Genomic DNA, 25,044 nt, shown 5'->3' on the forward strand with positions numbered 1-25,044 from the left:
TTTGATAACTGAAAAAGAGGTTGGTAGTAGTACCAACCTTTATTTTGAAAATTTTCGTTTCATTATCTTTCTTTGAAGTTGTAAAAGGGCGAAACTAAGACCCATTGCAGCGACAAAGGATAAAGCTGTATTAAATTTTATAGCTAAAAAGATAAAACTAAAAAGTGCCATAAAAATACAGAAACAAGCGATATTTACAAAAAATAAAATCTCTTTTAGGTTAGGGCCGACTGGGGCTTCAGGTGTGTAATCTTGGTAAAGCGGAGTTTGTTTCGATTCGGGAGCTTGTTCAAACTCATAAGCTTCTAGTTTTCTTGCGGACATGATTCTCTCCTTAACAGTACATAACTATTTTATCATTTTTTATGCAGAGAATTATTACAGAATTGTTACAAAACTACTAAAGTCTCTTATCAACTTCTAAGTCTCTCTTCTTGACACCCACTAGAGAAAATGATAGCATGGATGTTACACTTAAAACAGATGACCTGACTTTCTCTTTTATAAATATACTGAGAAAGGAAAGGATAACTTATATAAATTGATAGCAAGCTGAGGCTTTTTCCTAAGATGATTTGTTAAGTTGCTACCTGGATACTTTTGAAAAGTATTGGTAGGAGTTGTTTTGAATGGATGATAAGACAGAGATTCTGTCTATTGGACTGGGTGGCTTTTTGCTACCTCTGGGAAAAGTAAAAGGAGATAAGCATGTATCTTGCTATCAAAGAGATATTACGAAACAAACTTCGATATAGTTTGATTCTAACTACCATTTTTCTTATCGCTTTTATGGTCTTTTTTATGACCAGTCTAGCTCTTGGTCTTGTGCGAAACAACCGAGCAGCTATTGATAATTGGCAAGCGACGGGGGTGGTTTTATCTGACTACGCAAATGATAATTTGACGGCATCCTTTATTCCTGAAAAGGACTACAAGGAAAAGAGTTCTGAAGAGGCTGCTCCATTGGGCTATATGTTCGCTGTGACCAATCTAGTCGATGGTAGTGAAAAGATCAACGTTTCCATCTTTGCTCAAAACTGGGACTCTTTTATCTCTCCTAGTTTGACGGAGGGTCGTTATCCTGAAGGAGATTATGAGGTTGTCGTGGATCAGTCTTTTGAGAACTATGGGATGAAGCTAGGTGATGCCATTCAGCTCAATGGAAGCGAGGCAAGCTACAAGATTGTAGGCCTGACTCAAGGAAATAAGTTTTTCACCGAGCCTGTTGTCTTTACGAGTCTGACAACTTATTGGACCTTACAAGGAACCTTGAAGGCCAATCGTTCCGTCTCTGCCTTGGTATTGAAAAATGATATAGAAGTGGTCGGGGATGGTCTGAAACAGATTTCCATTCCAAAAATGATATCGAAAATTCCTGGTTACACGCCTCAGGTGAATGTATTTTCGGGAATGATTCTCGCTATGATTGTTATCACAGGCTTGATTGTGGGGATTTTTGTTTATATCATTACCATCCAAAAACTAGGACTATATGGAATAATGCGGGCTCAGGGTATACAGATCAAAACCATTGTATGGTCCCTTTTCTGTCAAATCTTCCTCCTAGCCGGTATGGGAATTGCTTTAGCCTTGCTCGCTATTGGTGGGGTGATTTTAGTCTTACCAGCTACCTTCTTTTTCTACCCAAGTTGGATAGCCTACTCTGTCCTAAGCTTGGTAATTTGCTTGATGGCCCTTCTAGGTGGTGTCATTTCACTTCCACGCTTGTTAAAGGTGGACCCGATTACTGCGATTGCAGAGTGATAAGGAGAATAGTATGACAACATTGATAGAAATGAATCAAGTGACAAAAACTTACGGGGAAGGAAAGATGAAAGTCGTAGCCCTGCATGAGACGAATTTTCAGCTAAATGCGGGAGAGTTCGTAGCTATCGTTGGACCTTCAGGTTCCGGAAAGACGACCTTTCTAACAACTCTAGGACAACTTCAGGAAGCATCGAGTGGAAAGATTCTAGTCAAAGGGAAGGAAACAGGCAGTTTGACGGAGAAGGAAAAAACAGATCTCCGTTTTAGAGAGTTTGGTTTCATTCTCCAGGCTTCAAACTTAATTCCTTTTCTAACGGTCAAGGAACAGCTGGATTTGATAGACAGACTAGATAAGGGAAAAAATAGTAAAAGTGACCGAAAAGAGCTCTTTGACCTGTTGGATTTGGAAAAAGTACAAGATCAGTATTCCAAGGCTTTATCTGGTGGTGAACGTCAGCGTGCCGCGATTGCTAGAGCGCTCTATAACAATCCAAGCATTGTGCTTGCAGATGAGCCGACAGCTAGTCTAGACACTGAGCGTGCTTACCAAGTAACGGAGATGCTGGCTGCCATTGCCCATGAACAAGGTAGAGGAGTTGTTATGATTACGCATGATACTCGCCTTCTTGATAAGGTTGATCGTATTTATGTCATGAACGATGGCCACCTAGTTGAAGAAACACATGCATAAAATAGAGTGAACGGTACAAGTTACTGTTCACTTTTTTGATTGGGAAAGATAGAAACAAGTTTAACTTTTTGTGAAATTCCCAGTACCCATAGCTGATTTTTGAGAAATGTGGTATAATTTCTCTTATGGAAAAGATTATCATTACAGCAACTGCTGAAAGTATTGAACAAGTTGAACAGTTACTCGAAGCTGGCGTAGACCGTATCTATGTCGGTGAGAAAGATTTTGGCCTTCGTCTGCCAATGACTTTTAGTCATGACCAATTGCGTGAGATTGCTAAGTTGGTTCATGAAGCAGGCAAAGAATTGATCGTCGCGGTTAATGCCCTCATGCACCAAGATATGATGGACCGAATCAAGCCTTTTCTTGACTTCTTGGAAGAAATCAAGACAGACTATATTACTGTTGGGGATGCAGGTGTCTTTTATGTAGTCAATCGCGATGGTTATTCCTTCAAGACCATCTACGATGCTTCAACCATGGTAACAAGTAGTCGTCAAATTAACTTCTGGGGACAAAAGGCTGGCGCATCTGAGGCGGTTTTGGCGCGTGAAATTCCATCTGCTGAACTCTTCAAGATGCCCGAGATTTTGGAAATTCCTGCTGAAGTGTTGGTTTACGGAGCTAGTGTCATCCACCATTCTAAGCGTCCGCTCTTACAAAACTACTATAATTTTACGCATATCGATGATGAAAAAACGCGTAAACGTGACCTCTTCTTGGCTGAACCAAGTGATCCAGAGAGCCATTATTCCATCTTTGAAGATAATCATGGTACCCACATCTTTGCAAATAATGACCTTGATTTGATGACCAAATTAACAGAATTGGTGGAGCATGGTTTTACTCACTGGAAGCTAGAAGGTCTCTACACCCCTGGTCAGAATTTTGTAGAAATTGCTAAACTTTTTATTCAAGCGCGTGGCTTGATTCAAGAGGGGAATTTCAGCCATGACCAAGCTTTCTTGTTAGATGAGGAAGTGCGCAAGTTACACCCTAAAAACCGTTTCCTCGACACAGGATTCTATGATTACGATCCAGATATGGTTAAATAGGACACCAAAACCCGAAATAAAAATGTTCGGGTTTTTCCAGTGTATCCATGAAATAAAAACGGATACATGTTATAATAAAAATAGCTCTTTAATGGAGGTGTTTGAGTGGAAAATCTGAAGAAAATGGCAGGTATCAAGGCTGCTGAGTTTGTCAAGGATGGCATGGTAGTCGGACTTGGAACGGGCTCTACTGCCTACTATTTCGTAGAAGAAATCGGTCGTCGGATTAAGGAAGAAGGTTTGCAGATTACTGCTGTAACGACTTCCAGTGTGACTAGTAAACAGGCTGAAGGACTAAACATCCCACTCAAGTCGATTGATCAAGTGGATTTTGTTGATGTGACGGTTGACGGGGCGGATGAAGTAGATAGCCAGTTTAACGGAATCAAAGGCGGAGGTGGTGCCCTTCTCATGGAGAAGGTTGTGGCAACGCCCTCAAAAGAATACATTTGGGTGGTAGATGAAAGCAAACTGGTAGAGAAACTAGGTGCTTTTAAATTGCCAGTAGAAGTGGTTCAGTATGGTGCAGAACAGGTCTTTCGTCGGTTTAAGCGAGCTGGCTACAAACCAAGTTTCCGTGAAAAAGACGGCCAACGTTTTGTGACCGATATGCAGAACTTTATCATTGACCTAGCCTTGGATGTCATTGAAGATCCAATTGCTTTCGGGCAAGAATTGGACCATGTCGTTGGTGTCGTAGAGCATGGCTTGTTCAACCAAATGGTGGATAAGGTCATCGTTGCGGGACGAGATGGGGTTCAGATTTTAACTTCAACAAAAGCAAACTAATCAACATAATAAGGAGATACACTATGTCAAAATTTAATCGTATTCACTTGGTGGTACTGGATTCTGTGGGAATCGGTGCTGCGCCGGATGCCAATAACTTTGTCAATGCAGGAGTTCCAGATGGAGCTTCTGACACACTGGGACACATTTCAAAAACAGTTGGTTTGAATGTGCCAAACATGGCTAAAATTGGTCTAGGAAATATTCCACGTGAAACTCCTCTTAAGACTGTACCAGCTGAAAGCAATCCAACAGGGTATGCAACAAAATTGGAAGAAGTATCACTTGGTAAGGATACCATGACTGGACACTGGGAAATCATGGGACTCAACATTACTGAGCCCTTCGATACTTTCTGGAACGGATTCCCAGAAGAAATCTTGACAAAAATCGAAGAATTTTCAGGACGTAAGGTCATTCGTGAAGCCAACAAACCTTACTCAGGTACAGCTGTTATCGATGATTTCGGACCTCGTCAGATGGAAACTGGAGAGTTGATTATCTATACTTCAGCTGACCCTGTTTTGCAAATTGCTGCCCATGAAGACATTATTCCTTTGGATGAATTGTACCGTATCTGTGAATACGCTCGTTCAATTACCCTTGATCGCCCAGCCCTTCTAGGTCGTATCATTGCCCGTCCGTATGTTGGTGAACCAGGTAACTTCACTCGTACAGCAAATCGTCGTGACTTAGCCGTTTCTCCATTTGCTCCAACTGTTTTGGATAAATTGAACGAAGCTGGCATCGATACTTACGCTGTTGGTAAGATCAACGATATCTTTAACGGCGCTGGTATCAATCATGACATGGGCCACAACAAGTCAAACAGCCACGGAATTGATACACTATTGAAGACTATGGGACTTGCTGAGTTTGAAAAAGGATTCTCTTTCACAAACCTAGTTGACTTTGATGCCCTTTATGGACACCGCCGCAATGCTCATGGTTACCGTGATTGCTTGCATGAGTTTGATGAACGCTTGCCTGAAATTATCGCAGCTATGAGAGAGGATGACCTTCTTTTGATTACTGCTGACCATGGAAATGACCCAACCTATGCAGGAACAGACCACACTCGTGAATATATTCCACTTTTAGCTTACAGCCCTGCCTTTAAGGGAAATGGTGTCATTCCAGTCGGACATTTTGCAGATATCTCAGCGACAGTTGCGGATAACTTTGGTGTGGAAACTGCCATGATTGGGGAGAGTTTCTTAGATAAATTGGTATAAGATGACGCGCTATGCTTTACTGGTAAGGGGCATTAATGTCGGTGGGAAAAATAAGGTTGTTATGGCGCAACTTCGTCAAGAATTGACAGAGTTGGGACTGGAAAAAGTTGATACCTACATCAACAGTGGCAATATTTTCTTTACTTCGACAGATCCCAAAGCCCAATTGGTTGAAAAGTTAGAGGATTTCTTTGCAGTCCATTATCCATTTATTCAGAGCTTTTCCTTGCTGAGTCAGGAAGATTATGAAGCAGAGCTGAAGAATCTGCCAAATTGGTGGACCAAAGACCTAGCTCGAAAAGATGTCCTCTTTTACACGGAGGGCTTGGATGTGGCTCAAGTCATTGAGAAAGTTGAAAGTTTGGAACTGAAAGATGAAGTGGTTCATTTTGGAAGACTTGGGATTTTCTGGGGGAAAATCTCAGAGGAATCCTACTATGCAACTGCCTATCACAAGTACTTGCTCAAGATGCCTTTTTATCGCAATATCACCATTCGCAACGTAAAAACCTTTGACAAAATCGGTCAAATGCTAAAAAATAATAAAGGAGACACATAATGACATTTTTAGATAAGATCCAAGAAACAGCTGCTTTTCTGAAAGATAAAGGAATCCAAGAGCCTGAGTTCGGTCTAATCCTTGGATCAGGACTTGGAGAATTGGCAGAAGAAATCGAAAATCCAGTTGTAGTAGACTATGCAGACATTCCAAACTGGGGCCGTTCGACAGTAGTCGGTCACGCTGGTAAATTGGTATATGGAGAACTTGCAGGTCGAAAAGTCTTGGCTCTTCAAGGTCGCTTCCATTTCTACGAAGGAAATCCTCTTGAAGTCGTGACTTTCCCAGTACGTGTGATGAAAGTTCTCGGATGTGAAGGTGTCATTGTAACCAATGCAGCTGGAGGTATTGGATTTGGTCCTGGTACCTTGATGGCTATCTCAGACCATATCAATATGACGGGGCAAAACCCATTGATGGGTGAAAACTTGGATGATTTTGGTCCACGTTTCCCAGATATGTCTAAAGCCTACACACCAGAATATCGTTCTACTGCCCATGAAGTGGCTAAGAAACTTGGTATCAAGCTTGATGAAGGTGTCTATATCGGTGTAACCGGTCCGACTTATGAAACTCCAGCAGAAATCCGCGCCTATAAGACACTGGGAGCAGATGCAGTTGGTATGTCCACTGTTCCTGAAGTTATTGTGGCAGCCCACTCAGGCTTGAAAGTTCTCGGTATTTCATGTATTACGAACCATGCTGCAGGATTCCAAGAAGAACTCAACCACGAAGAAGTTGTGGAAGTGACTGAACGTGTTAAAGGCGACTTCAAAGGCTTGCTTAAAGCGATTCTTGCTGAATTGTAATGTCATGAGAGTTCACTTTATTTTACATGAGACATTTGAGGTTCCAGGCGCATATCTAAAATGGGCTATAGAACGAGGTCATCAAATTACATCAACAAAGGTTTATGAAAAAGAACCTCTTCCTGAAACAATTGACGGGATTGATTTTCTGATTGTCATGGGTGGTCCTCAATCACCTGATGAGGATAGAGAAAACTTCCCATACTATGATCCAAAGGCTGAGCTTGCTTTTATGAAAGAAGCGATTGCTGCAGATATCTATATTGTTGGTGTCTGTCTTGGTGCGCAACTCCTATCTGTTGCCTATGGTGCGAAGTATGAACATAGTCCAGAGCGCGAGATCGGCGTTTATCCTGTGACATTGACGATGCAAGGTCTAACAGATCCTCATTTCAGCTTGTTCGGAGAAACCATAGAAACCGGCCACTGGCACGGTGATATGCCAGGGCTGACAGATGAAGCTGTCGTCTTGGCGACCAGTCAAGGTTGTCCACGCCAAATTATTCGCTTCAGTCCAAAACATTATGCCTTTCAGGCTCATTTGGAATTTGATCCAGACGCAGTAGAATTATTGATTGCTGCGGATGGTGAGGAGAAATTAAGAGAGCAAAGTGAAAAGTTGCCTTTTGTTCAAACACCAGAAGAATTACGTGGAAACGATTATTCTGAAATGAATGCAAAACTGTATGCATTTTTAGATTCATTGGTAAACTAGGAACTACAGAAAGGCAGAGTATCTGAGTTATAGTCAAACTCGGGCTAATTGTTCTGTGAAATATTTAAATTTAAAATCAAGAAAGAAAGGAATTGAACCCACCCTAAAAGCGGTGGGAAAAAGATAGTTGGTCTAGCGAGCATCGCTCACTGCACCCAACTCCTATTTTCCCTTCGCTTTTTGACGGGTTTGGTATCTTATATTATGTCTATCCATATTGCTGCTAAGCAGGGTGAAATTGCTGATAAAATTCTTCTTCCGGGGGATCCTCTTCGTGCGAAATTTATCGCTGAGAATTTCCTTGAAGATGCTGTTTGTTTTAACGAAGTGCGTAACATGTTTGGCTACACTGGTACGTACAAGGGTCACCGTGTATCGGTCATGGGAACTGGGATGGGAATGCCATCCATTTCGATTTATGCGCGTGAGTTGATTGTAGACTACGGTGTGAAAAAATTAATCCGTGTGGGAACTGCTGGTTCTTTGAATGAAGATGTCCACGTCCGTGAATTGGTTTTGGCGCAAGCAGCTGCAACCAACTCAAACATCATCCGTAACGACTGGCCACAGTATGATTTCCCACAAATCGCTAGCTTTGATTTGCTTGACAAGGCCTACCATATCGCTAAAGAACTTGGTATGACCACCCACGTTGGAAACGTTTTGTCATCAGATGTCTTTTATTCAAACTACTTTGAAAAGAACATCGAACTTGGTAAATGGGGAGTCAAGGCTGTGGAAATGGAAGCAGCAGCTCTTTACTACTTAGCAGCCCAACATCACGTTGATGCACTTGCTATCATGACCATTTCTGATAGTTTGGTCAATCCAGATGAAGACACCACTGCAGAAGAACGCCAAAATACCTTCACCGATATGATGAAGGTTGGTTTGGAAACCTTGATTGCAGAGTAAAATGTAAAAGAAAATCCTGATTTCAAGTGAGATCAGGATTTTTTCATAGATGCGATTTTTTCTGGGTCTGGTGTGACACGGAGGGTCTTTTGCCCTGTGTAGGTTACAAAACCAGGTTTTCCACCAGTTGGTTTGTTGAGTTTTTTAACTTCAATCATATCCACCTGAACTAGATTTGACAAGCGCCCTTTGGAGAAGTAGGCAGCTAGTTCGGCCGCGTCTGTCTTGACTTCGTCAGAAGGATTGAGATTGCCTGAGATGACGACATGGCTTCCAGGGATGTCCTTGGCATGGAACCAAAGTTCCTCCTTGCGGGCCATTTTAAAGGTCAACTCTTCATTTTGAAGATTGTTTCGACCGACATAGATGATGGTCTTGCCATCGCTCGCCAGATACTGTTCTGGTTTTTTGCGTTTCTGAATTTTCTCGCGTTGGCGTCTTCTAATAAAGCCTGTTTGGATCAATTCTTCACGGATTTCAGCGATTTCTTCCAGTCCAGCTTGGTTGAGTACGGTTTCGACACTTTCTAGATAAAGAATGGTGGCCTTGGTTTCTTCGATCAACTCAGTCAGGTATTTGACAGCTTCTTTGAGTTTCTGGTAACGTTTAAAATAGCGTTGGGCATTCTGACTGGGTGTTAGAGCCTTATCAAGCGCAATGGTGATAGGTTGATTGGTGTAGTAGTTGTCCAAGGTAACCTGATCTTGGTCATTAGGCACTTGATGGAGGAAAGTTGTCAGCAACTCTCCTTTTTGGCGAAACTCTTCAGCATTGTCTGTCGCTAGTAACTCTTTTTCTTGTTTTTTGAGTTTGTGGCGATTTTTTTGAAGTTCATTTTCAACACGGCGAATGAGCTCACTGGCTTGCTGTTTGACGCGATCGCGCTCTGCCTTATCTTTGTAATAGGTATCCAGAAGATCAGAGAGACTGGCAAAAGGCTCTCCTACACTGTTCGTAAAAGGAACTGGGCTGAAGGAAGTCTCTGTTAAGCACGGTTTGGTTTCTTGCCCGAAGAAGTTACGGAAAGTAGACAGTTTATCACTGACCAAGAGCCTTTCCAATTCAGTTGCCGTATCACGACCTAAACCTTGAAAGAGACTTTGAAGATTTTTTGCTGTTAGCTCCTGGGTTTGCAGAATTTCAAAGAGTTTCTCGTCCTTGATTATGAAAGGATTGAGAGCATCCGTACTAGGTGGAGCGATATAGGTCGATCCTGGAAGCAAGGTGCGGTAGCTATTTTGCGAAAAGCCGACGTGTTTGATGACTTCGAGGATTTTATGGCTACTTTTATCCACGAGGAGAATATTGCTGTGTTTGCCCATGATCTCGATAATCAAGGTAGCCTGGATATGGTCTCCAATCTCGTTTTTATTGGAAACCGTGATTTCCACAATACGGTCATTTTCCACTTGCTCAATCGATTCAATCAGGGCACCCTGCAAATACTTTCTCAAAACCATGATAAAGGTAGAGGGTTGGGCTGGGTTTTCAAAAGTTGTTTGGGTCAGCTGAATGCGTCCAAAAACGGGATGGGCAGAAAGGAGCAGGCGATGACTTTGGCGATTGCTGCGGATTTGCAAGACCAACTCTTGTTCAAAAGGCTGATTGATTTTCTGGATGCGACCATTGACTAACTCGCTTCGCAATTCCTCAACCATGTGGTGTAAAAAAAATCCGTCAAATGACATCGTTCTCTCCTTGTGATTGTATTCCATAGTATTATATCAAAAAGGTAGAATAAAATCATGGAAATGTGGTATAATAAAGCCAAGTAAAGAGAATCGAGAAGTACATGTATATTGAAATGGTAGATGAAACTGGTCAAGTTTCACAAGAAATCTTGCAACAAACCCAAGAAATTTTGGAATTTGCAGCCCAAAAAATAGGAAAAGAAGACAAGGAGATGGCAGTCACTTTTGTGACCAACGAGCGTAGCCACGAACTCAATCTGGAGTACCGTGATACAGATCGTCCGACAGATGTCATCAGCCTTGAGTATAAACCAGAGTTGGACATTGCCTTTGATGAAGAAGATTTGCTTGAAAATCCTGAATTGGCAGAGATGATGTCTGAGTTTGATGCTTATATTGGGGAACTGTTCATCTCTATCGATAAAGCGCATGAGCAGGCTGAGGAATACGGTCACAGCTTTGAGCGTGAGATGGGCTTCTTGGCAGTACACGGCTTTTTACACATTAACGGCTATGATCACTACACTCCGGAAGAAGAAGCGGAGATGTTCGGTTTACAAGAAGAAATTTTGACAGCCTATGGACTCACAAGACAATAAACGAAAATGGAAAAATCGTGACCTGGTATCCAGTTTAGAATTTTCTCTTACAGGAATTCTGACTGCTTTCAAGGAAGAACGCAATATGCGAAAACATGCAGTGACGGCTCTAGTAGTCATCCTTGCAGGTTTTGTTTTTCAGGTGTCACGCATTGAATGGCTCTTTCTCCTAATGAGCATTTTCTTGGTAGTAGCCTTTGAAATTATTAACTCTGCTATTGAAAATGTGGTGGATCTAGCCAGTCACTATCACTTTTCTATGTTGGCAAAGAAAGCCAAGGACATGGCAGCAGGTGCCGTACTTGTGGTTTCCCTTCTTGCTGCAGTGATTGGTGCACTTATCTTTCTCCCACGCATTTGGGATTTATTATTTTAAACAATAAGAGGAAATTATGACATTTAAATCAGGCTTTGTAGCTATTTTGGGACGTCCCAATGTTGGGAAGTCAACCTTTTTGAATCACGTCATGGGGCAAAAGATTGCCATTATGAGTGACAAAGCGCAAACAACGCGCAATAAAATCATGGGGATTTACACAACGGATAAGGAGCAAATCGTCTTTATTGACACACCAGGAATTCACAAGCCTAAGACGGCTCTTGGAGATTTCATGGTGGAATCTGCATATAGTACTCTGCGTGAAGTGGATACGGTTCTATTCATGGTGCCAGCTGATGAGCCACGTGGTAAGGGCGACGACATGATTATCGAGCGTCTGAAAGCTGCCAAGGTTCCTGTGATTCTGGTGGTGAATAAGATTGACAAGGTTCATCCAGACCAGCTTTTGTCTCAGATTGATGACTTCCGTAACCAGATGGACTTCAAGGAAATCGTTCCTATCTCAGCTCTTCAGGGAAATAACGTTTCTCGTCTAATCGATATTTTGAGTGAAAATCTAGAGGAAGGGTTCCAGTATTTCCCAGCTGATCAAATCACAGATCATCCTGAGCGTTTCTTGGTTTCAGAAATGATTCGTGAGAAGGTTCTTCATTTGACACGTGAAGAGATTCCACACTCAGTTGCCGTAGTGGTTGACTCTATGAAACGGGATGAAGAGACAGACAAGGTTCACATTCGTGCAACTATCATGGTCGAGCGTGATAGCCAAAAAGGAATTATCATCGGAAAAGGTGGCGCTATGCTCAAGAAAATAGGGACCATGGCCCGTCGTGATATCGAACTCATGCTAGGGGACAAGGTTTTCCTAGAAACTTGGGTCAAGGTCAAGAAAAACTGGCGTGATAAAAAGCTAGATTTGGCTGACTTTGGCTATAATGAAAAAGAATACTAAGTAGAGGTGGGCTCATGCCTGCTTCTTGTTTTTACAGAAGGAGGATTTATGCCTGAATTACCTGAGGTTGAAACGGTTCGTCGTGGCTTAGAAAAATTGATCTTGGGAAAGAAGATTTCTAATATAGAGATTACTTATCCCAAGATGATCAAGACGGATTTGAAAGAGTTTCAAAAGGAAGTGCCTGGTCAAGTAATTGAGTCCATGGGGCGTCGTGGAAAATATTTGCTTTTCTACTTGACAGACAAGGTCTTGATTTCCCATCTGCGGATGGAGGGAAAGTATTTTTACTATCCGGACCAAGTTCCAGAACGTAAACACGCCCATGTTTTCTTCCATTTTGAGGATGGCGGCACTCTTGTATATGAGGACGTACGCAAGTTTGGTACTATGGAACTGCTGGCACCCGACCTTTTGGATGCCTACTTTGTATCTAAAAAACTAGGGCCTGAGCCAAGAGAGCAGGACTTTGATTTGCAGGTCTTTCAAGCTGCTCTATCCAAGTCTAAAAAGCCTATCAAATCCCATCTCCTAGACCAGACCTTGGTAGCTGGCCTTGGCAATATCTATGTGGATGAGGTTCTCTGGCGAGCTCAGGTTCATCCAGCAAGACCTTCCCAGACTTTGACAGCAGAAGAAGCGACAGCTATTCATGACCAGACCATTGCTGTTTTGGGGCAGGCTGTTGAAAAAGGCGGCTCCACCATTCGTACCTATACCAATGCCTTTGGGGAAGACGGAACCATGCAGGACTTCCATCAGGTCTATGATAAGACTGGACAAGCGTGTTCCCGCTGTGGGGCAGTGATTGAGAAATTCCAGCTCGGTGGACGAGGAACTCATTTTTGTCCTCAGTGTCAAAGGAGGGACTGATGGGAAAAATCATTGGAATCACAGGAGGAATTGCCTCTGGTAAGTCAACTGTAACAAATTTCCTAAGAGAGAAAGGTTTTCAAGTGGTGGATGCTGACGCAGTCGTCCACCAGCTACAAAAACCTGGTGGTCGTCTTTATCAGCTCTTAGTTCAGCACTTTGGACAAAAAATAATCCTTGAAAATGGAGAACTCAATCGCCCTCTCCTGGCTAGTCTCATCTTTTCAAATCCTGAGGAGCAGGAATGGTCTAAACAAACCCAAGGAGAGATTATTCGTGAGGAATTGGCTGCACTGAGAGACCAGTTAGCCCAGACAGAAGCGATTTTTTTCATGGATATTCCCCTGCTTTTTGAACAGGACTACAGTGCCTGGTTTGATGAAACATGGCTGGTCTATGTGAACCGTGAAGTTCAGGTGGAACGTTTCATGAAACGGAATCATCTTTCTAAGGAAGTAGCAGAGTCCCGTTTGGCCGCCCAGTGGTCTTTAGAAGAGAAGAAAAAATTGGCGAGCCATATATTAGACAATAATGGTAGTCGTGATCAGCTTGTGACTCAAGTAGTGAAGTTACTTGAAGGAGGCGATAGCTGTGCAAGAGATTAGTTGGAAAGAGAATCTTCGTGTCGCCTGGTTCGGTAGCTTTTTAACGGGAGCTAGTATTTCCTTGGTCGTTCCTTTCATGCCTATCTTTGTAGAGCAGTTGGGAATTGAAGGAGACCAAGTTGCTTTCTATGCTGGATTAGCCATCTCAGTTTCGGCTGTTTCAGCAGCTCTAGTTTCTCCTATCTGGGGTATTCTTGCTGACAAGTACGGTCGAAAGCTCATGATGATTCGAGCTGGGCTTGCCATGACTATCACTATGGGAGGTTTGGCCTTCGTACCCAATATCTATTGGCTACTCTTTCTGCGCTTGCTCAATGGTGTATTTACTGGTTTTGTCCCCAATGCAACGGCCTTGATTGCTAGTCAGGTACCCAAAGATAAGTCTGGAGCGGCTCTGGGGACTCTATCTACAGGTGTTGTTGCTGGAACATTGACGGGTCCCTTTGTTGGGGGCTTTATTGCTGAAATTTTTGGCATTCGTAATGTCTTTTTATTGGTAGGTGCTTTCTTATTTTTAGCTGCAATCCTGACTATTTTCTTTATCAAGGAAGATTTTCAGCCAGTGGCTAAGGAGAAGGCTATCCCAACGAAAGAAGTATTTTCTTCTTTCAAGTATCCTAGGCTCTTAGTAAACCTATTTTTGACAAGCTTCGTCATTCAATTTTCAGCTCAATCAATTGGTCCCATTCTGGCTCTCTATGTGCGGGACTTAGGGCAGACTGAGAATCTCCTCTTTGTATCAGGATTAATCGTATCCAGCATGGGATTTTCTAGCATGATGAGTGCTGGAATTCTAGGAAAACTTGGCGATAAGGTAGGGAATCATAGATTGTTGGTCGCGGCGCAGATTTATTCCGTCATCATTTACCTACTTTGTGCCCATGCAACCAGCCCCCTTCAACTTGGCTTGTATCGTTTTCTCTTTGGTTTGGGAACAGGTGCTCTCATACCAGGAGTCAATGCCCTTCTCAGCAAAATGACTCCAAAATCAGGTATTTCAAGGATTTTCGCCTTCAACCAAGTCTTTTTTTACCTTGGTGGAGTGATCGGACCTATGGCGGGATCCGCAGTTGCAGGATATTTGGGCTACCATGCTGTCTTTTATGCGACAGCAGCCTGTGTAGCTTTCAGTTGTTTATGTAACTTAGTGCAATTTAGATCATTATTAAAAGTAAAGGAAATCTAGTGCGAGTAAAAATCAATCTCAAGTGCTCCTCTTGTGGCAGCATGAATTATCTAACCAGTAAGAACTCCAAAACCCATCCAGACAAGATTGAGGTGTTAAAATATTGTCCAAAGGAAAGAAAAGTAACTTTACATCTTGAATCTAAGTAGAATTTATGGTAAAATAATAGGGATTTTAAGGAGTTTGATATGTATAACCTATTATTAACCATTTTATTAGTATTATCTGTTGTGATTGTGATTGCGATTTTCATGCAACCAACTAAGAACCAATCCAGCAATGTATTTGATGCCAGCTCAGGTGATTTGTTTGAACGTAGTAAAGCGCGTGGTTTTGAAGCTGTGATGCAACGTTTGACAGGTATTTTAGTCTTTTTCTGGCTAGCCATTGCCTTAGCATTGACGGTATTATCAAGTAGATAAGAAATGGGCAGGACTAGGTCTTTGCCTATTTTTATTTTTATACTCTTCAAAAATCAAATTCAAACCACGTCAGCGTCGGCTTATCGTACTCCAGTACTGCCTGCGCCTAGCTTTCTAGTTTGCTCTTTGATTTTTATTGAGTATTAAATGATGTTTGAGAAGGTCTTACAGTAAAAGAAAATTAAAAAATCTAGAAAGAAAACATGAAAGATAAAATTAAAGAATATTTGCAAGAGAAGGGGCGAGTGACGGTAAATGACCTGGCTCAGTCTCTCGGAAAGGATGGGTCCAAGGATTTCCGTGAGTTGATTAAAACCCTGTCTCTGATGGAAAGAAAGCACCAGATCCGTTTTGAAGATGATGGTAGTTTATGTCTGGACCAAAAGAAGAAACATGAAATTACCCTCAAAGGGATTTTTCATGCCCATAAGAATGGCTTTGGCTTTGTCAGTCTAGAAGGCGAAGAGGACGACCTTTTTGTAGGAAAAAACGATGTCAACTATGCCATTGATGGTGATACCGTAGAGGTGGTCATCAAGAAAGTCGCTGACCGTAACAAGGGAACTGCTGCAGAAGCCAAAATTATCGATATCCTAGAGCATAGCCTGACGACAGTTGTCGGACAAATTGTTCTGGATCAGGAAAAGCCCAAGTATGCGGGCTACATTCGTTCAAAGAATCAGAAAATCAGCCAACCGATTTATGTGAAGAAACCAGCTATCAAGTTGGAAGGGACAGAGGTTCTTAAGGTCTTCATAGACAAATACCCAAGTAAGAAACATGATTTCTTTGTCGCTAGTGTGCTCGACGTGGTGGGGCACTCGACTGATGCTGGGATTGACGTTCTTGAAGTCTTGGAATCCATGGATATTGTTTCAGAATTTCCAGAAGCTGTTCTCAAGGAAGCAGAAAGTGTACCAGAAGCTCCGTCTCAAAAGGATATGGAAGGGCGTCTTGATTTAAGAGATGAGCTTACCTTTACCATTGACGGTGCGGATGCCAAGGACTTGGACGACGCAGTACACATCAAGCCTTTGAAAAATGGCAATCTAGAACTCGGAGTTCACATCGCGGATGTTTCCTACTATGTGACAGAGGGTTCTGCACTTGACAAGGAAGCCCTTAACCGTGCGACTTCTGTTTATGTGACAGACCGTGTAGTTCCAATGCTCCCAGAACGACTGTCAAATGGTATCTGCTCTCTCAATCCTCAAGTAGATCGCTTGACCCAGTCTGCCATTATGGAAATTGATAAACACGGTCGTGTGGTTCATTACACCATTACCCAAACAGTCATCAAGACTAGTTTTCGTATGACCTATAGCGCTGTTAATGATATCCTAGCAGGTGACGAGGAAAAAAGACAAGAGTTTAAGAAAATTGTTCCTAGTATCGAGCTCATGGCCAAGCTTCATGAAAGGCTAGAAAGTATGCGTGAGAAGCGTGGCGCCCTTAACTTTGATACCAGCGAAGCAAAGATTCTAGTGGATAAAAAAGGTAAGCCTGTGGATATCGTTCTTCGCCAACGTGGTATTGCTGAGCGGATGATTGAGTCCTTCATGTTAATTGCTAATGAAACGGTTGCCGAGCACTTTAGCAAGTTGGATCTACCTTTCATCTATCGAATTCACGAGGAGCCCAAAGCTGAAAAAGTTCAGAAGTTTATTGACTATGCTTCAAGCTTTGGTTTGCGGATTTATGGGACTGCCAGTGAGATTAGCCAGGAGGCGCTTCAAGACATCATGCGTGCTGTTGAGGGAGAACCCTATGCGGATGTATTGTCCATGATGCTTCTCCGATCCATGCAACAAGCTCGCTATTCAGAGCACAATCACGGTCACTATGGTCTTGCTGCCGACTATTACACTCACTTTACCAGTCCTATTCGCCGTTATCCAGATCTCCTTGTCCACCGTATGATTCGGGATTACGGCCGTTCTAAGGAAATAGCAGAGCATTTTGAGCAAGTGATTCCAGAGATTGCAACCCAGTCTTCCAACCGTGAACGTCGTGCCATCGAGGCGGAGCGTGAAGTCGAAGCCATGAAAAAGGCTGAGTACATGGAAGAATACGTGGGAGAAGAGTACGATGCAGTTGTATCCAGCATTGTCAAGTTCGGTCTCTTTGTCGAATTGCCAAATACAGTTGAAGGCTTGATTCACATTACCAATCTACCTGAATTTTATCATTTCAACGAACGGGATTTGACTCTCCGTGGGGAGAAATCGGGCATAACTTTCCGTGTAGGTCAGCAGATTCGCATTCGAGTTGAAAGAGCCGATAAGATGACAGGTGAAATTGACTTCTCTTATATCCCAAGTGAGTTTGATGTCATCGAAAAAGGTTTGAAACAAGCTGGGCGCAAAGATAGAGGTCGTGGCTCAAGTCGTCGTTCAGATAAGAAGGAAGACAAGAGAAAATCAGGACGCTCAAATGATAAGCGCAAGCATTCACAAAAAGACAAGAAGAAAAAAGGTAAGAAACCTTTTTACAAGGAAGTAGCTAAGAAAGGAGCCAAGCATGGCAAAGGGCGAGGGAAAGGTCGTCGCACAAAATAAAAAGGCGCACCACGACTATACAATCGTAGATACGCTAGAGGCAGGGATAGTCCTGACTGGAACTGAAATCAAGAGCGTTCGAGCCGCTCGAATCAATCTCAAGGACGGCTTTGCTCAAGTAAAAAATGGGGAAGTCTGGCTGAGCAATGTTCATATCGCCCCTTACGAAGAGGGTAATATCTGGAACCAGGAACCTGAACGCCGTCGTAAACTCCTGCTCCATAAGAAGCAAATTCAAAAATTGGAACAAGAGACCAAAGGGACAGGAATGACCCTTGTTCCCCTTAAAGTCTATATCAAAGATGGCTACGCCAAACTCCTTTTAGGACTTGCCAAAGGGAAACATGACTATGACAAACGGGAGTCAATCAAGCGTCGTGAACAAAACCGCGACATCGCGCGTGTGATGAAAGCTGTCAACCAGCGTTAAGAAGAGGAAGTAAAATGGAAAAATTAATTGCCTATAAACGAACGCCCTTGTGGAATAAACAGACCATGCCTGAAGCAGTTCAGCAAAAGCACAATACTAAAGTCGGTACCTGGGGAAAAATTACTGTCTTGAAGGGGGCACTCAAGTTTATTGAGTTAACAGAAGATGGTGAGGTTCTAGCTGAGCACCTCTTTGAGGCAGGAGCTGACAATCCTATGGCACAACCGCAAGCCTGGCACCGAGTAGAGGCTGCCACTGACGATGTAGAGTGGTACTTGGAATTTTATTGTAAACCTGAGGATTATTTCCCTAAGAAATACCAGACCAATCCAGTCCATTCAGAGGTCCTAGAGGCTGTGCAAACGGTGAAACCAGGAAGAGCCTTGGATTTGGGTTGTGGTCAGGGGCGTAACTCTCTCTTTCTCGCACAGAATGGTTTTGATGTGACAGCTGTGGATCAAAATGAATTGTCCCTTGAAATCTTGCAAAGCATCGTAGAGCAAGAGGATCTAGACATGCCTGTAGGACTATACGATATCAATTCAGCCAGCATTAGCCAAGACTATGATTTCATCGTATCGACAGTTGTTCTAATGTTCTTACAAGCGGACCGCATTCCAGCTATTATCCAAAATATGCAGGAGCACACTACGGTCGGTGGCTATAACCTTATCGTCTGTGCCATGGATACGGAGGATTATCCTTGCTCAGTCAACTTCCCATTCACCTTTAAAGAAGGAGAGTTGGCAGACTATTACAAGGATTGGGAATTGATTAAGTACAATGAAAATCCAGGACACTTGCACCGTCGTGATGAAAATGGCAATCGTATTCAACTACGCTTTGCGACTATGTTAGCCAAAAAAGTCAAGTAAATCAAACCTATACTAGCGAATAGAAATCACTTTGCAAGGTTTCTATTCGTTTTTGTTTGCGTTGGTTGATTGGGGCGAGCAGGATTTTATGCTATACTAGAAGTAGGAAATCTGAGCAGTAGGGCTGTATTGCTGATACTCTCAGCGCAAGAAAGTCTTTATGATGGAGGTGGTCGAATGACGAGTCTTTTGGTGGAATTGTATGATCGGCATGTATTGGAAAAGAATGTCTACCAAGCCTTTATCAGTGATTGTGACGAGATTCTTTTTCTATCTTTGACGAAAATAAGCAATGAAGAGAAGCTCTCTCTCCGTCAGTTTATCATGGAAGAGGTACCTCATATTCAACGAGTGACCTTTCGTCAGTTATCCTTAGAACAACTAGCAGACCAGTTAGATTATTGTCTAGCAGGCTATGACCAAGTCCTTCTCGATGTTTTTGGTGGGGATTCGCTACTAGCCTTATCTCTCTATCAATACGGCTTGGATTGGCAGCTCCCCATCGTTGCCATGGATGTCGAGCGGGGAAAACAATACAAGTGGGTAGCCGGTCAGCTGGAAAAAGAAGATTTGGACATTCCAACCCTAAGCATCCAACAGCTGATAGCCTTGCGTGGTGGAAAAATGCTCAAATCAAAACGCCCTATCCACTCAGTTAAGCAAATTGCAGCCATCAAAAAACTAGCCAGCTCTGCCATTGCCAACCCTGCCCACTGGTATCAAGTGACCCAATTTTTCTCTCTAGCTAAGACCAATGACCTGCATGCTGAGACAGAAAAGATACTGGAAAACAATGGCAGGTATTATCACTATCCAAAATCCCTTATTCCTTTACTTGTGGAAGCAGGGATGCTTTGTATTGAAAGCGAGGACAAGAAACGAGTAGCATACAGCTTTCCAAGTCAAGAAGCTCAAGTCTTTTGCCGCAATAAGGGACATATTTTAGAGGTATATCTCTATCTCTTGGCGCTTGAATCTCAGCTGTTTGATGAGTGCATGATAGGCGGTGAGATTGATTGGAATGGCATCTTTCCAGAGGCAGACAATGTTCAAAATGAGATTGATGTCATTTTGAGAAAGGGTCGCTCGATTACCTTTATCTCTTGCAAGATGACAGATTTATCAGTCGAAGCCATCAATGAACTAGAAGTCTACGCCAATCATTTTGCTGGGGAGAGTTGCCTCAAGTTAATTGTCTGTACGGGGAAAATCAATCCTGTTTATGCCAATCGCTGCCAGGAATACGGCGTGCTGGTCATTAGAAGTGAGCAGATTCCCAATCTCATTCCCATGCTAAAAAAATATTCTAAGAGACAAAAAAGATGAGAAATAATATCATGAAAGGCTGGAATTCCAGTCTTTTTTGCTTCTTTTTCGAATAAATGAGAAAAGGAGGTAGACCATGTTTGTAGCCAGAGATGCCAAGGGAAAATTGGTAAATGCCCTCGAAAAAGATGTGATCAAGCAAGCTTATACTTGTCCAGCCTGTGGAGGCGGACTACGGTTACGCCAAGGACAGAGTATTCGAACGCACTTTGCCCATGAAAGTTTAAGAGATTGTATTGCCATTTTTGAAAATGAAAGTCCAGAACACTTAGGCAACAAAGAGGCCCTTTATCACTGGGCCAAGAAAGACAGTCAGGTGGCCTTAGAATACAGTTTGTCCGAGATTCAGCAGATAGCAGATGTTCTCGTCAATGGGAAACTAGCACTGGAGGTCCAGTGCAGTCCCTTGTCTCAAAAGCTTTTAGGCGATAGAAGTCAAGGATACCGTAGCCAGGGCTATCAGGTTATCTGGCTACTGGGAGAAAAACTCTGGTTAAAAGAGCGATTAACACAACTGCAAAGGGGATTTCTCTATTTTAGTCAAAATATGGGTTTCTATGTTTGGGAACTAGATTTCAAAAAGCAAGTTTTGAGACTCAAATATCTTCTGCATCAGGACCTACGTGGCAAGCTTCATTTTCAGGTCAAGGAATTTCCCTATGGCCAAGGAAATCTCTTGGAAATTCTACGATTTCCTTATCAAAAACAAAAGCTAGCTAGTCTTACAGTTTCTCAAGATTCAACTATCTGTCACTACATTCGCCAACAGTTGTACTACCAAACGCCTTACTGGATGAAGAAGCAGGAGGAAGCTTATCATCAAGGAGACAATCTATTAAACCGTCAACTAGACGACTGGTATCCTCAAGTCAAGCCGATAGAATCAGGTGATTTTTTGCAGATTGAAACGGATTTGACTAGCTATTATAGAAATTTTCAGGCTTACTATCAAATAAATCCGAAAAATAATCGCCAAAAGCTCTATCCACCAGCCTTTTATCACTTATATTTCTCAAAAAATGTGGTAAAATAGAAAGGATGGAGGAATCTTATGGTATTACAACGACATGAAATAAGTGAAAAAGATACATGGGATCTTTCAACAATCTACCCAACAGACCAGGCTTGGGAAGAAACCTTGAAAGATTTAACTGAAAAAGTACAAACAGCATCTCAGTATGAGGGACATCTCTTAGACAGCGCAGACAGTTTGCTTGAGATCACAGAATTTTCACTTGATTTGGAACGCCAAGTTGAAAAGCTTTATGTCTATGCACATATGAAAAATGACCAGGACACGCGTGAATCCAAGTATCAAGAGTACTATGCTAAGGCAATGACCCTATACAGTCAGTTAGAACAAGCCTTTTCATTCTATGAACCTGAGTTTATGGAGATTAGCGAAGAGCAGTATGCGGCCTTCCTAGAAGCTCAACCAAAACTCCAAGTTTACAAACACTTTTTTGACAAGCTCTTGCAAAAGAAAGACCATGTTCTTTCGCAACGTGAGGAAGAATTGCTTGCTGGAGCAGGAGAAATCTTTGGTTCTGCTAGTGAAACCTTCGCTATTTTGGACAATGCGGATATTAGCTTCCCATACGTGCTTGATGACGAAGGCAAGGAAGTGCAACTTTCACACGGTACTTACATCCGTTTGATGGAGTCTAAAAACCGTGAAGTGCGTCGTGGTGCCTATGAAGCCCTTTATGCGACATATGAGCAATTCCAACACACTTATGCTAAGACCTTGCAGACAAATGTTAAGGTGCAAAACTATCGAGCAAAAGTTCGCAACTATAAGAGTGCTCGCCATGCAGCCCTCGCAGCAAACTTTGTTCCAGAAAGTGTCTATGACAATCTAGTAGCAGCAGTTCGCAAGCATTTGCCGCTCTTGCATCGTTACCTAGAACTTCGTTCTAAAATCTTGGGTATTTCCGACCTCAAGATGTACGATGTCTACACACCGCTTTCGTCAGTAGATTATAGCTTTACCTACGAAGAAGCCTTGAAAAAGGCAGAAGAAGCTTTGGCAGTTTTAGGTGACGACTACTTGAGCCGTGTTAAACGTGCCTTCAGTGAGCGTTGGATTGATGTTTATGAAAACCAAGGCAAGCGTTCTGGTGCCTACTCTGGTGGTTCTTACGATACCAATGCCTTTATGCTTCTCAACTGGCAGGACAATCTAGATAATCTCTTTACCCTTGTCCATGAAACAGGTCACAGTATGCACTCAAGCTATACTCGTGAAACACAACCTTATGTTTACGGAGATTATTCTATCTTCTTGGCTGAGATTGCCTCAACGACTAACGAAAATATCTTGACAGAGAAATTGTTGGAAGAAGTGGAAGACGACGCAACGCGCTTTGCTATTCTCAATAACTTCCTAGACGGTTTCCGTGGAACAGTCTTCCGTCAAACTCAATTCGCTGAGTTTGAACATGCCATCCACCAAGCAGATCAAAATGGAGAAGTCTTGACCAGTGATTTCCTCAATAAACTCTACGCTGACTTGAACCAAGAGTACTACGGACTCAGCAAGGAAGACAATCCTCAGATCCAATACGAGTGGGCACGCATTCCACACTTCTACTATAACTACTATGTTTATCAGTATTCAACTGGTTTTGCAGCTGCTTCAGCCTTAGCTGAAAAGATTGTCCATGGTAGTCAAGAAGATCGTGACCGCTATATCGACTACCTCAAGGCTGGTAAGTCTGACTATCCGCTCAATGTCATGAGAAAAGCTGGTGTTGATATGGAGAAGGAAGACTATCTCAACGATGCCTTTGCAGTCTTTGAACGCCGCTTGAACGAGTTTGAAGCCCTTGTTGAAAAATTGGGACTAGCTTAAGATGGTAGAGTCTTATAGTAAAAATGCCAATCACAATATGCGCCGGCCTGTCGTCAAGGAAGAAATCGTAGAACTCATGCGCCAGCGTCAAAAACAGGTGACAGGCTCTTTGAAAGAATTGGAAACCTTCGCTCGTAAGGAAAATATTCCTATTATTCCCCATGAAACGGTCGCGTATTTTCGATTTCTCATGGAGACCATACAGCCCAAGAACATTTTGGAAATTGGGACGGCTATCGGTTTCTCAGCTCTTTTAATGGCGGAACATGCGCCAGATGCCAAGATTACAACCATTGACCGTAATCCAGAAATGATAGGCTTTGCCAAGGAAAACTTTGCCCAGTTTGACAATCGTAAGCAAATCACCTTACTTGAAGGTGATGCTGTTGATGTTTTATCTACTTTGACAGAAACATATGATTTTGTCTTTATGGATTCGGCCAAGTCCAAGTATATCGTCTTTCTGCCTGAAATCCTTAAACATTTGGAAGTCGGTGGAGTGGTGGTCTTGGATGATATTTTTCAAGGAGGAGATGTTGCCAAGGACATCATGGAAGTTCGCCGTGGTCAACGCACCATTTACCGTGGTTTGCAAAGACTTTTCGACGCAACTTTGGACAATCCAGGTCTAACAGCAACTCTAGTTCCACTTGGAGACGGTATTCTTATGCTACGAAAGAATCTAGCAGAAGTAGAGCTTTCTGAGAGCGAATGATTTTCAGAAAAATTTAAGAAATTATAGTAAAATAGATAAGGTAACACTTACCGTAAAAGGAGTAAACATGAAGAAAAAACTTATGGCAGGAGCCATCACACTTTTATCAGTAGCAACACTTGCAGCTTGTTCAAACAGTTCTGAAGGAAAAGATTTGATCAGCATGAAGGGCGATGTGATTACAGAGCATCAATTCTTTGAAGAAGTAAAGAACAATCCAACTGCGCAACAAGTCTTGCTCAATATGACCATCCAAAAAGTATTTGAACAACAATATGGATCAGAAGTAACGGATAAAGATGTGGATGATGCCGTTGCTGAAGAACAAAAGAAATACGGCGATAGCTACAACAGCGTGCTTCAACGTGCAGGTATGACACCTGAGACTCGTAAAGCTCAAATCCGTACCAGCAAATTGGTTGAATTGGCAGTTAAGAAGGCTGCTGAGAGTGAGTTGACAGACGAAGCTTACCAAAAAGCTTTTGAGTCTTACACACCAGATGTAACAGCTCAAATCATCCGTTTGGATAATGAAGACAAGGCAAAAGAAGTACTTGAGAAAGCTAAAGCAGAAGGTGCAGATTTTGCTCAGTTGGCAAAAGACAACTCTAACGACGACAAAACAAAAGAAAATGGTGGAGAAATCACTTTTGACTCTGCTTCTACAGAACTTCCAGAACAAGTCAAGAAAGCAGCCTTTGCCTTGGATGTGAACGGGGTTTCTGATGTGATTACAGCTACTGGAACACAAGCCTACAGCAGTCAGTTCTACATCATCAAAGTAACGAAGAAAACAGAAAAATCTTCTAATATAGAGGATTACAAAGAAAAATTGAAGACTATCATCTTGACTCAAAAACAAAATGATTCAGCCTTTGTTCAAGGAGTAATTGGTAAAGAATTGCAAGCAGCAAACATCAAGGTTAAAGACCAATCATTCCAAAACATCTTCACCCAATACATCGGTGGTGGTGACTCAAGCTCAAGCAGCAGCTCTTCATCTAACTAAGAACTTTAAATACAAATCTCAAGAGAGGTTTGTATTTTTTATGCTTGAAACTAGAAAATGAGTAAAATTCGAAG

The 25,044-nt window shown here is 42.4% G+C and carries 27 protein-coding genes; 25 read left to right on the forward strand and 2 right to left on the reverse strand.

The window, feature by feature from the left end:
- Window positions 1-39: 39 nt before the first annotated feature.
- A complete protein-coding gene (locus tag HMPREF8578_RS08550) occupies window positions 40-324 on the reverse strand; it encodes a DUF3270 domain-containing protein (protein WP_001276158.1) in 285 nt (94 codons plus the stop codon).
- A gap of 384 nt (window positions 325-708) precedes the next feature.
- On the opposite strand from HMPREF8578_RS08550, the gene HMPREF8578_RS08555 reads away from it, so the two are divergent.
- The 9 genes from HMPREF8578_RS08555 (at window position 709) to deoD (ending at window position 8,535) form a co-directional block, all read left to right on the forward strand.
- Window positions 709-1,764: an ABC transporter permease gene (locus HMPREF8578_RS08555; RefSeq protein ID WP_000280279.1), complete on the forward strand. Its 1,056-nt coding sequence runs from the start codon at window positions 709-711 to the stop codon at window positions 1,762-1,764.
- Window positions 1,765-1,777: 13 nt separating this feature from the next.
- Complete coding sequence (locus HMPREF8578_RS08560; RefSeq protein WP_000209230.1) at window positions 1,778-2,458, forward strand: ABC transporter ATP-binding protein; 681 nt, start codon at window positions 1,778-1,780, stop codon at window positions 2,456-2,458.
- A 125-nt stretch (window positions 2,459-2,583) separates the two neighbouring features.
- Window positions 2,584-3,513, forward strand: a complete 930-nt coding sequence (locus tag HMPREF8578_RS08565) for a peptidase U32 family protein (protein WP_000411166.1) — start codon at window positions 2,584-2,586, stop codon at window positions 3,511-3,513.
- A gap of 105 nt (window positions 3,514-3,618) precedes the next feature.
- Window positions 3,619-4,302: a ribose-5-phosphate isomerase RpiA gene (gene rpiA / locus HMPREF8578_RS08570; RefSeq protein ID WP_000429274.1), complete on the forward strand. Its 684-nt coding sequence runs from the start codon at window positions 3,619-3,621 to the stop codon at window positions 4,300-4,302.
- A gap of 23 nt (window positions 4,303-4,325) precedes the next feature.
- Window positions 4,326-5,537 carry a phosphopentomutase gene (locus tag HMPREF8578_RS08575; protein ID WP_000033112.1) on the forward strand — a complete coding sequence of 404 codons (1,212 nt, stop codon included), beginning with the start codon at window positions 4,326-4,328 and terminating at the stop codon, window positions 5,535-5,537.
- Window position 5,538: 1 nt separating this feature from the next.
- A complete protein-coding gene (locus HMPREF8578_RS08580; protein WP_002893195.1) occupies window positions 5,539-6,096 on the forward strand; it encodes a DUF1697 domain-containing protein in 558 nt (185 codons plus the stop codon).
- Window positions 6,096-6,905 (forward strand): purine-nucleoside phosphorylase, encoded by an 810-nt coding sequence (locus HMPREF8578_RS08585; protein WP_000143379.1) that lies wholly within the window; start codon window positions 6,096-6,098, stop codon window positions 6,903-6,905. The genes HMPREF8578_RS08580 and HMPREF8578_RS08585 overlap by 1 nt, the downstream gene beginning before the upstream one ends.
- A 4-nt stretch (window positions 6,906-6,909) precedes the next feature.
- Window positions 6,910-7,620, forward strand: a complete 711-nt coding sequence (locus HMPREF8578_RS08590) for a type 1 glutamine amidotransferase (protein WP_001263735.1) — start codon at window positions 6,910-6,912, stop codon at window positions 7,618-7,620.
- 204 nt (window positions 7,621-7,824) lie between these two features.
- The gene (gene deoD, locus HMPREF8578_RS08595; RefSeq protein WP_000022080.1) at window positions 7,825-8,535 is read left to right on the forward strand and encodes a purine-nucleoside phosphorylase; all 711 of its coding nucleotides are present in this window, start codon (window positions 7,825-7,827) and stop codon (window positions 8,533-8,535) included.
- A gap of 32 nt (window positions 8,536-8,567) precedes the next feature.
- Here the strand turns inward: deoD and pavA are convergent, their stop codons facing one another.
- Window positions 8,568-10,223: an Rqc2 family fibronectin-binding protein PavA gene (pavA, locus tag HMPREF8578_RS08600; RefSeq protein WP_000006757.1), complete on the reverse strand. Its 1,656-nt coding sequence runs from the start codon at window positions 10,221-10,223 to the stop codon at window positions 8,568-8,570.
- A gap of 104 nt (window positions 10,224-10,327) precedes the next feature.
- Between pavA and ybeY the strand changes: the two genes are divergently transcribed.
- The 16 genes from ybeY (at window position 10,328) to prsA (ending at window position 24,970) form a co-directional block, all read left to right on the forward strand.
- Window positions 10,328-10,825 (forward strand): rRNA maturation RNase YbeY, encoded by a 498-nt coding sequence (gene ybeY, locus HMPREF8578_RS08605; RefSeq protein ID WP_000275169.1) that lies wholly within the window; start codon window positions 10,328-10,330, stop codon window positions 10,823-10,825.
- Window positions 10,806-11,201, forward strand: coding sequence for a diacylglycerol kinase family protein (locus tag HMPREF8578_RS08610; protein ID WP_000378187.1), 396 nt, complete (start codon window positions 10,806-10,808; stop codon window positions 11,199-11,201). Before ybeY ends, HMPREF8578_RS08610 begins: the two co-directional genes overlap by 20 nt.
- Before the next feature lie 16 nt (window positions 11,202-11,217).
- Window positions 11,218-12,117 carry a GTPase Era gene (era, locus tag HMPREF8578_RS08615; protein ID WP_000143280.1) on the forward strand — a complete coding sequence of 300 codons (900 nt, stop codon included), beginning with the start codon at window positions 11,218-11,220 and terminating at the stop codon, window positions 12,115-12,117.
- A gap of 48 nt (window positions 12,118-12,165) precedes the next feature.
- Complete coding sequence (gene mutM, locus HMPREF8578_RS08620; RefSeq protein ID WP_001114611.1) at window positions 12,166-12,990, forward strand: DNA-formamidopyrimidine glycosylase; 825 nt, start codon at window positions 12,166-12,168, stop codon at window positions 12,988-12,990.
- Complete coding sequence (gene coaE / locus HMPREF8578_RS08625) at window positions 12,990-13,595, forward strand: dephospho-CoA kinase (protein ID WP_000516163.1); 606 nt, start codon at window positions 12,990-12,992, stop codon at window positions 13,593-13,595. Before mutM ends, coaE begins: the two co-directional genes overlap by 1 nt.
- Window positions 13,582-14,781, forward strand: a complete 1,200-nt coding sequence (locus tag HMPREF8578_RS08630) for a multidrug efflux MFS transporter (protein WP_001156295.1) — start codon at window positions 13,582-13,584, stop codon at window positions 14,779-14,781. Before coaE ends, HMPREF8578_RS08630 begins: the two co-directional genes overlap by 14 nt.
- A complete protein-coding gene (gene rpmG, locus HMPREF8578_RS08635) occupies window positions 14,781-14,930 on the forward strand; it encodes a 50S ribosomal protein L33 (protein WP_007519517.1) in 150 nt (49 codons plus the stop codon). The genes HMPREF8578_RS08630 and rpmG overlap by 1 nt, the downstream gene beginning before the upstream one ends.
- Before the next feature lie 39 nt (window positions 14,931-14,969).
- Window positions 14,970-15,203 (forward strand): preprotein translocase subunit SecG, encoded by a 234-nt coding sequence (gene secG, locus HMPREF8578_RS08640; protein ID WP_000282517.1) that lies wholly within the window; start codon window positions 14,970-14,972, stop codon window positions 15,201-15,203.
- Between the two features lie 203 nt (window positions 15,204-15,406).
- Entirely contained in the window at window positions 15,407-17,761 is a 2,355-nt protein-coding gene (gene rnr / locus HMPREF8578_RS08645) for a ribonuclease R (protein ID WP_000653283.1), read from the forward strand.
- Complete coding sequence (smpB, locus tag HMPREF8578_RS08650) at window positions 17,724-18,191, forward strand: SsrA-binding protein SmpB (protein WP_001051738.1); 468 nt, start codon at window positions 17,724-17,726, stop codon at window positions 18,189-18,191. The genes rnr and smpB overlap by 38 nt, the downstream gene beginning before the upstream one ends.
- Before the next feature lie 14 nt (window positions 18,192-18,205).
- Complete coding sequence (tehB, locus tag HMPREF8578_RS08655; protein ID WP_000413073.1) at window positions 18,206-19,066, forward strand: SAM-dependent methyltransferase TehB; 861 nt, start codon at window positions 18,206-18,208, stop codon at window positions 19,064-19,066.
- Window positions 19,067-19,243: 177 nt separating this feature from the next.
- On the forward strand, window positions 19,244-20,392 hold the full coding sequence (locus HMPREF8578_RS08660; protein WP_000202639.1) for a PDDEXK family nuclease: 1,149 nt from the start codon (window positions 19,244-19,246) through the stop codon (window positions 20,390-20,392).
- A 76-nt stretch (window positions 20,393-20,468) separates the two neighbouring features.
- Entirely contained in the window at window positions 20,469-21,425 is a 957-nt protein-coding gene (locus tag HMPREF8578_RS08665) for a competence protein CoiA (RefSeq protein WP_000495871.1), read from the forward strand.
- A gap of 18 nt (window positions 21,426-21,443) precedes the next feature.
- Window positions 21,444-23,246 (forward strand): oligoendopeptidase F, encoded by a 1,803-nt coding sequence (pepF, locus tag HMPREF8578_RS08670; RefSeq protein ID WP_000244110.1) that lies wholly within the window; start codon window positions 21,444-21,446, stop codon window positions 23,244-23,246.
- 1 nt (window position 23,247) lies between these two features.
- Window positions 23,248-23,961, forward strand: a complete 714-nt coding sequence (locus HMPREF8578_RS08675) for an O-methyltransferase (protein ID WP_000230409.1) — start codon at window positions 23,248-23,250, stop codon at window positions 23,959-23,961.
- 67 nt (window positions 23,962-24,028) lie between these two features.
- Complete coding sequence (prsA, locus tag HMPREF8578_RS08680; protein WP_000728082.1) at window positions 24,029-24,970, forward strand: peptidylprolyl isomerase PrsA; 942 nt, start codon at window positions 24,029-24,031, stop codon at window positions 24,968-24,970.
- Window positions 24,971-25,044: the final 74 nt, after the last annotated feature.

The sequence above is a fragment of the Streptococcus oralis ATCC 49296 genome (assembly GCF_000185265.1).
GTDB lineage: Bacteria > Bacillota > Bacilli > Lactobacillales > Streptococcaceae > Streptococcus > Streptococcus oralis_BC.

Coding starts and splice junctions, on each gene's coding strand:
- HMPREF8578_RS08575 (WP_000033112.1), top strand. CDS start 4,326: ATGTCAAAATTTAATCGTATTCACTTGGTGGTACTGGATTCTGTGGGA.
- rnr (WP_000653283.1), top strand. CDS start 15,407: ATGAAAGATAAAATTAAAGAATATTTGCAAGAGAAGGGGCGAGTGACG.
- pavA (WP_000006757.1), bottom strand. CDS start 10,223: ATGTCATTTGACGGATTTTTTTTACACCACATGGTTGAGGAATTGCGA.
- HMPREF8578_RS08555 (WP_000280279.1), top strand. CDS start 709: ATGTATCTTGCTATCAAAGAGATATTACGAAACAAACTTCGATATAGT.
- smpB (WP_001051738.1), top strand. CDS start 17,724: ATGGCAAAGGGCGAGGGAAAGGTCGTCGCACAAAATAAAAAGGCGCAC.
- mutM (WP_001114611.1), top strand. CDS start 12,166: ATGCCTGAATTACCTGAGGTTGAAACGGTTCGTCGTGGCTTAGAAAAA.
- pepF (WP_000244110.1), top strand. CDS start 21,444: ATGGTATTACAACGACATGAAATAAGTGAAAAAGATACATGGGATCTT.
- HMPREF8578_RS08665 (WP_000495871.1), top strand. CDS start 20,469: ATGTTTGTAGCCAGAGATGCCAAGGGAAAATTGGTAAATGCCCTCGAA.
- HMPREF8578_RS08550 (WP_001276158.1), bottom strand. CDS start 324: ATGTCCGCAAGAAAACTAGAAGCTTATGAGTTTGAACAAGCTCCCGAA.
- ybeY (WP_000275169.1), top strand. CDS start 10,328: ATGTATATTGAAATGGTAGATGAAACTGGTCAAGTTTCACAAGAAATC.
- coaE (WP_000516163.1), top strand. CDS start 12,990: ATGGGAAAAATCATTGGAATCACAGGAGGAATTGCCTCTGGTAAGTCA.
- prsA (WP_000728082.1), top strand. CDS start 24,029: ATGAAGAAAAAACTTATGGCAGGAGCCATCACACTTTTATCAGTAGCA.
- HMPREF8578_RS08565 (WP_000411166.1), top strand. CDS start 2,584: ATGGAAAAGATTATCATTACAGCAACTGCTGAAAGTATTGAACAAGTT.
- HMPREF8578_RS08580 (WP_002893195.1), top strand. CDS start 5,539: ATGACGCGCTATGCTTTACTGGTAAGGGGCATTAATGTCGGTGGGAAA.
- deoD (WP_000022080.1), top strand. CDS start 7,825: ATGTCTATCCATATTGCTGCTAAGCAGGGTGAAATTGCTGATAAAATT.
- tehB (WP_000413073.1), top strand. CDS start 18,206: ATGGAAAAATTAATTGCCTATAAACGAACGCCCTTGTGGAATAAACAG.
- HMPREF8578_RS08660 (WP_000202639.1), top strand. CDS start 19,244: ATGACGAGTCTTTTGGTGGAATTGTATGATCGGCATGTATTGGAAAAG.
- HMPREF8578_RS08675 (WP_000230409.1), top strand. CDS start 23,248: ATGGTAGAGTCTTATAGTAAAAATGCCAATCACAATATGCGCCGGCCT.
- HMPREF8578_RS08610 (WP_000378187.1), top strand. CDS start 10,806: ATGGACTCACAAGACAATAAACGAAAATGGAAAAATCGTGACCTGGTA.
- HMPREF8578_RS08590 (WP_001263735.1), top strand. CDS start 6,910: ATGAGAGTTCACTTTATTTTACATGAGACATTTGAGGTTCCAGGCGCA.
- HMPREF8578_RS08585 (WP_000143379.1), top strand. CDS start 6,096: ATGACATTTTTAGATAAGATCCAAGAAACAGCTGCTTTTCTGAAAGAT.
- era (WP_000143280.1), top strand. CDS start 11,218: ATGACATTTAAATCAGGCTTTGTAGCTATTTTGGGACGTCCCAATGTT.
- secG (WP_000282517.1), top strand. CDS start 14,970: ATGTATAACCTATTATTAACCATTTTATTAGTATTATCTGTTGTGATT.
- HMPREF8578_RS08560 (WP_000209230.1), top strand. CDS start 1,778: ATGACAACATTGATAGAAATGAATCAAGTGACAAAAACTTACGGGGAA.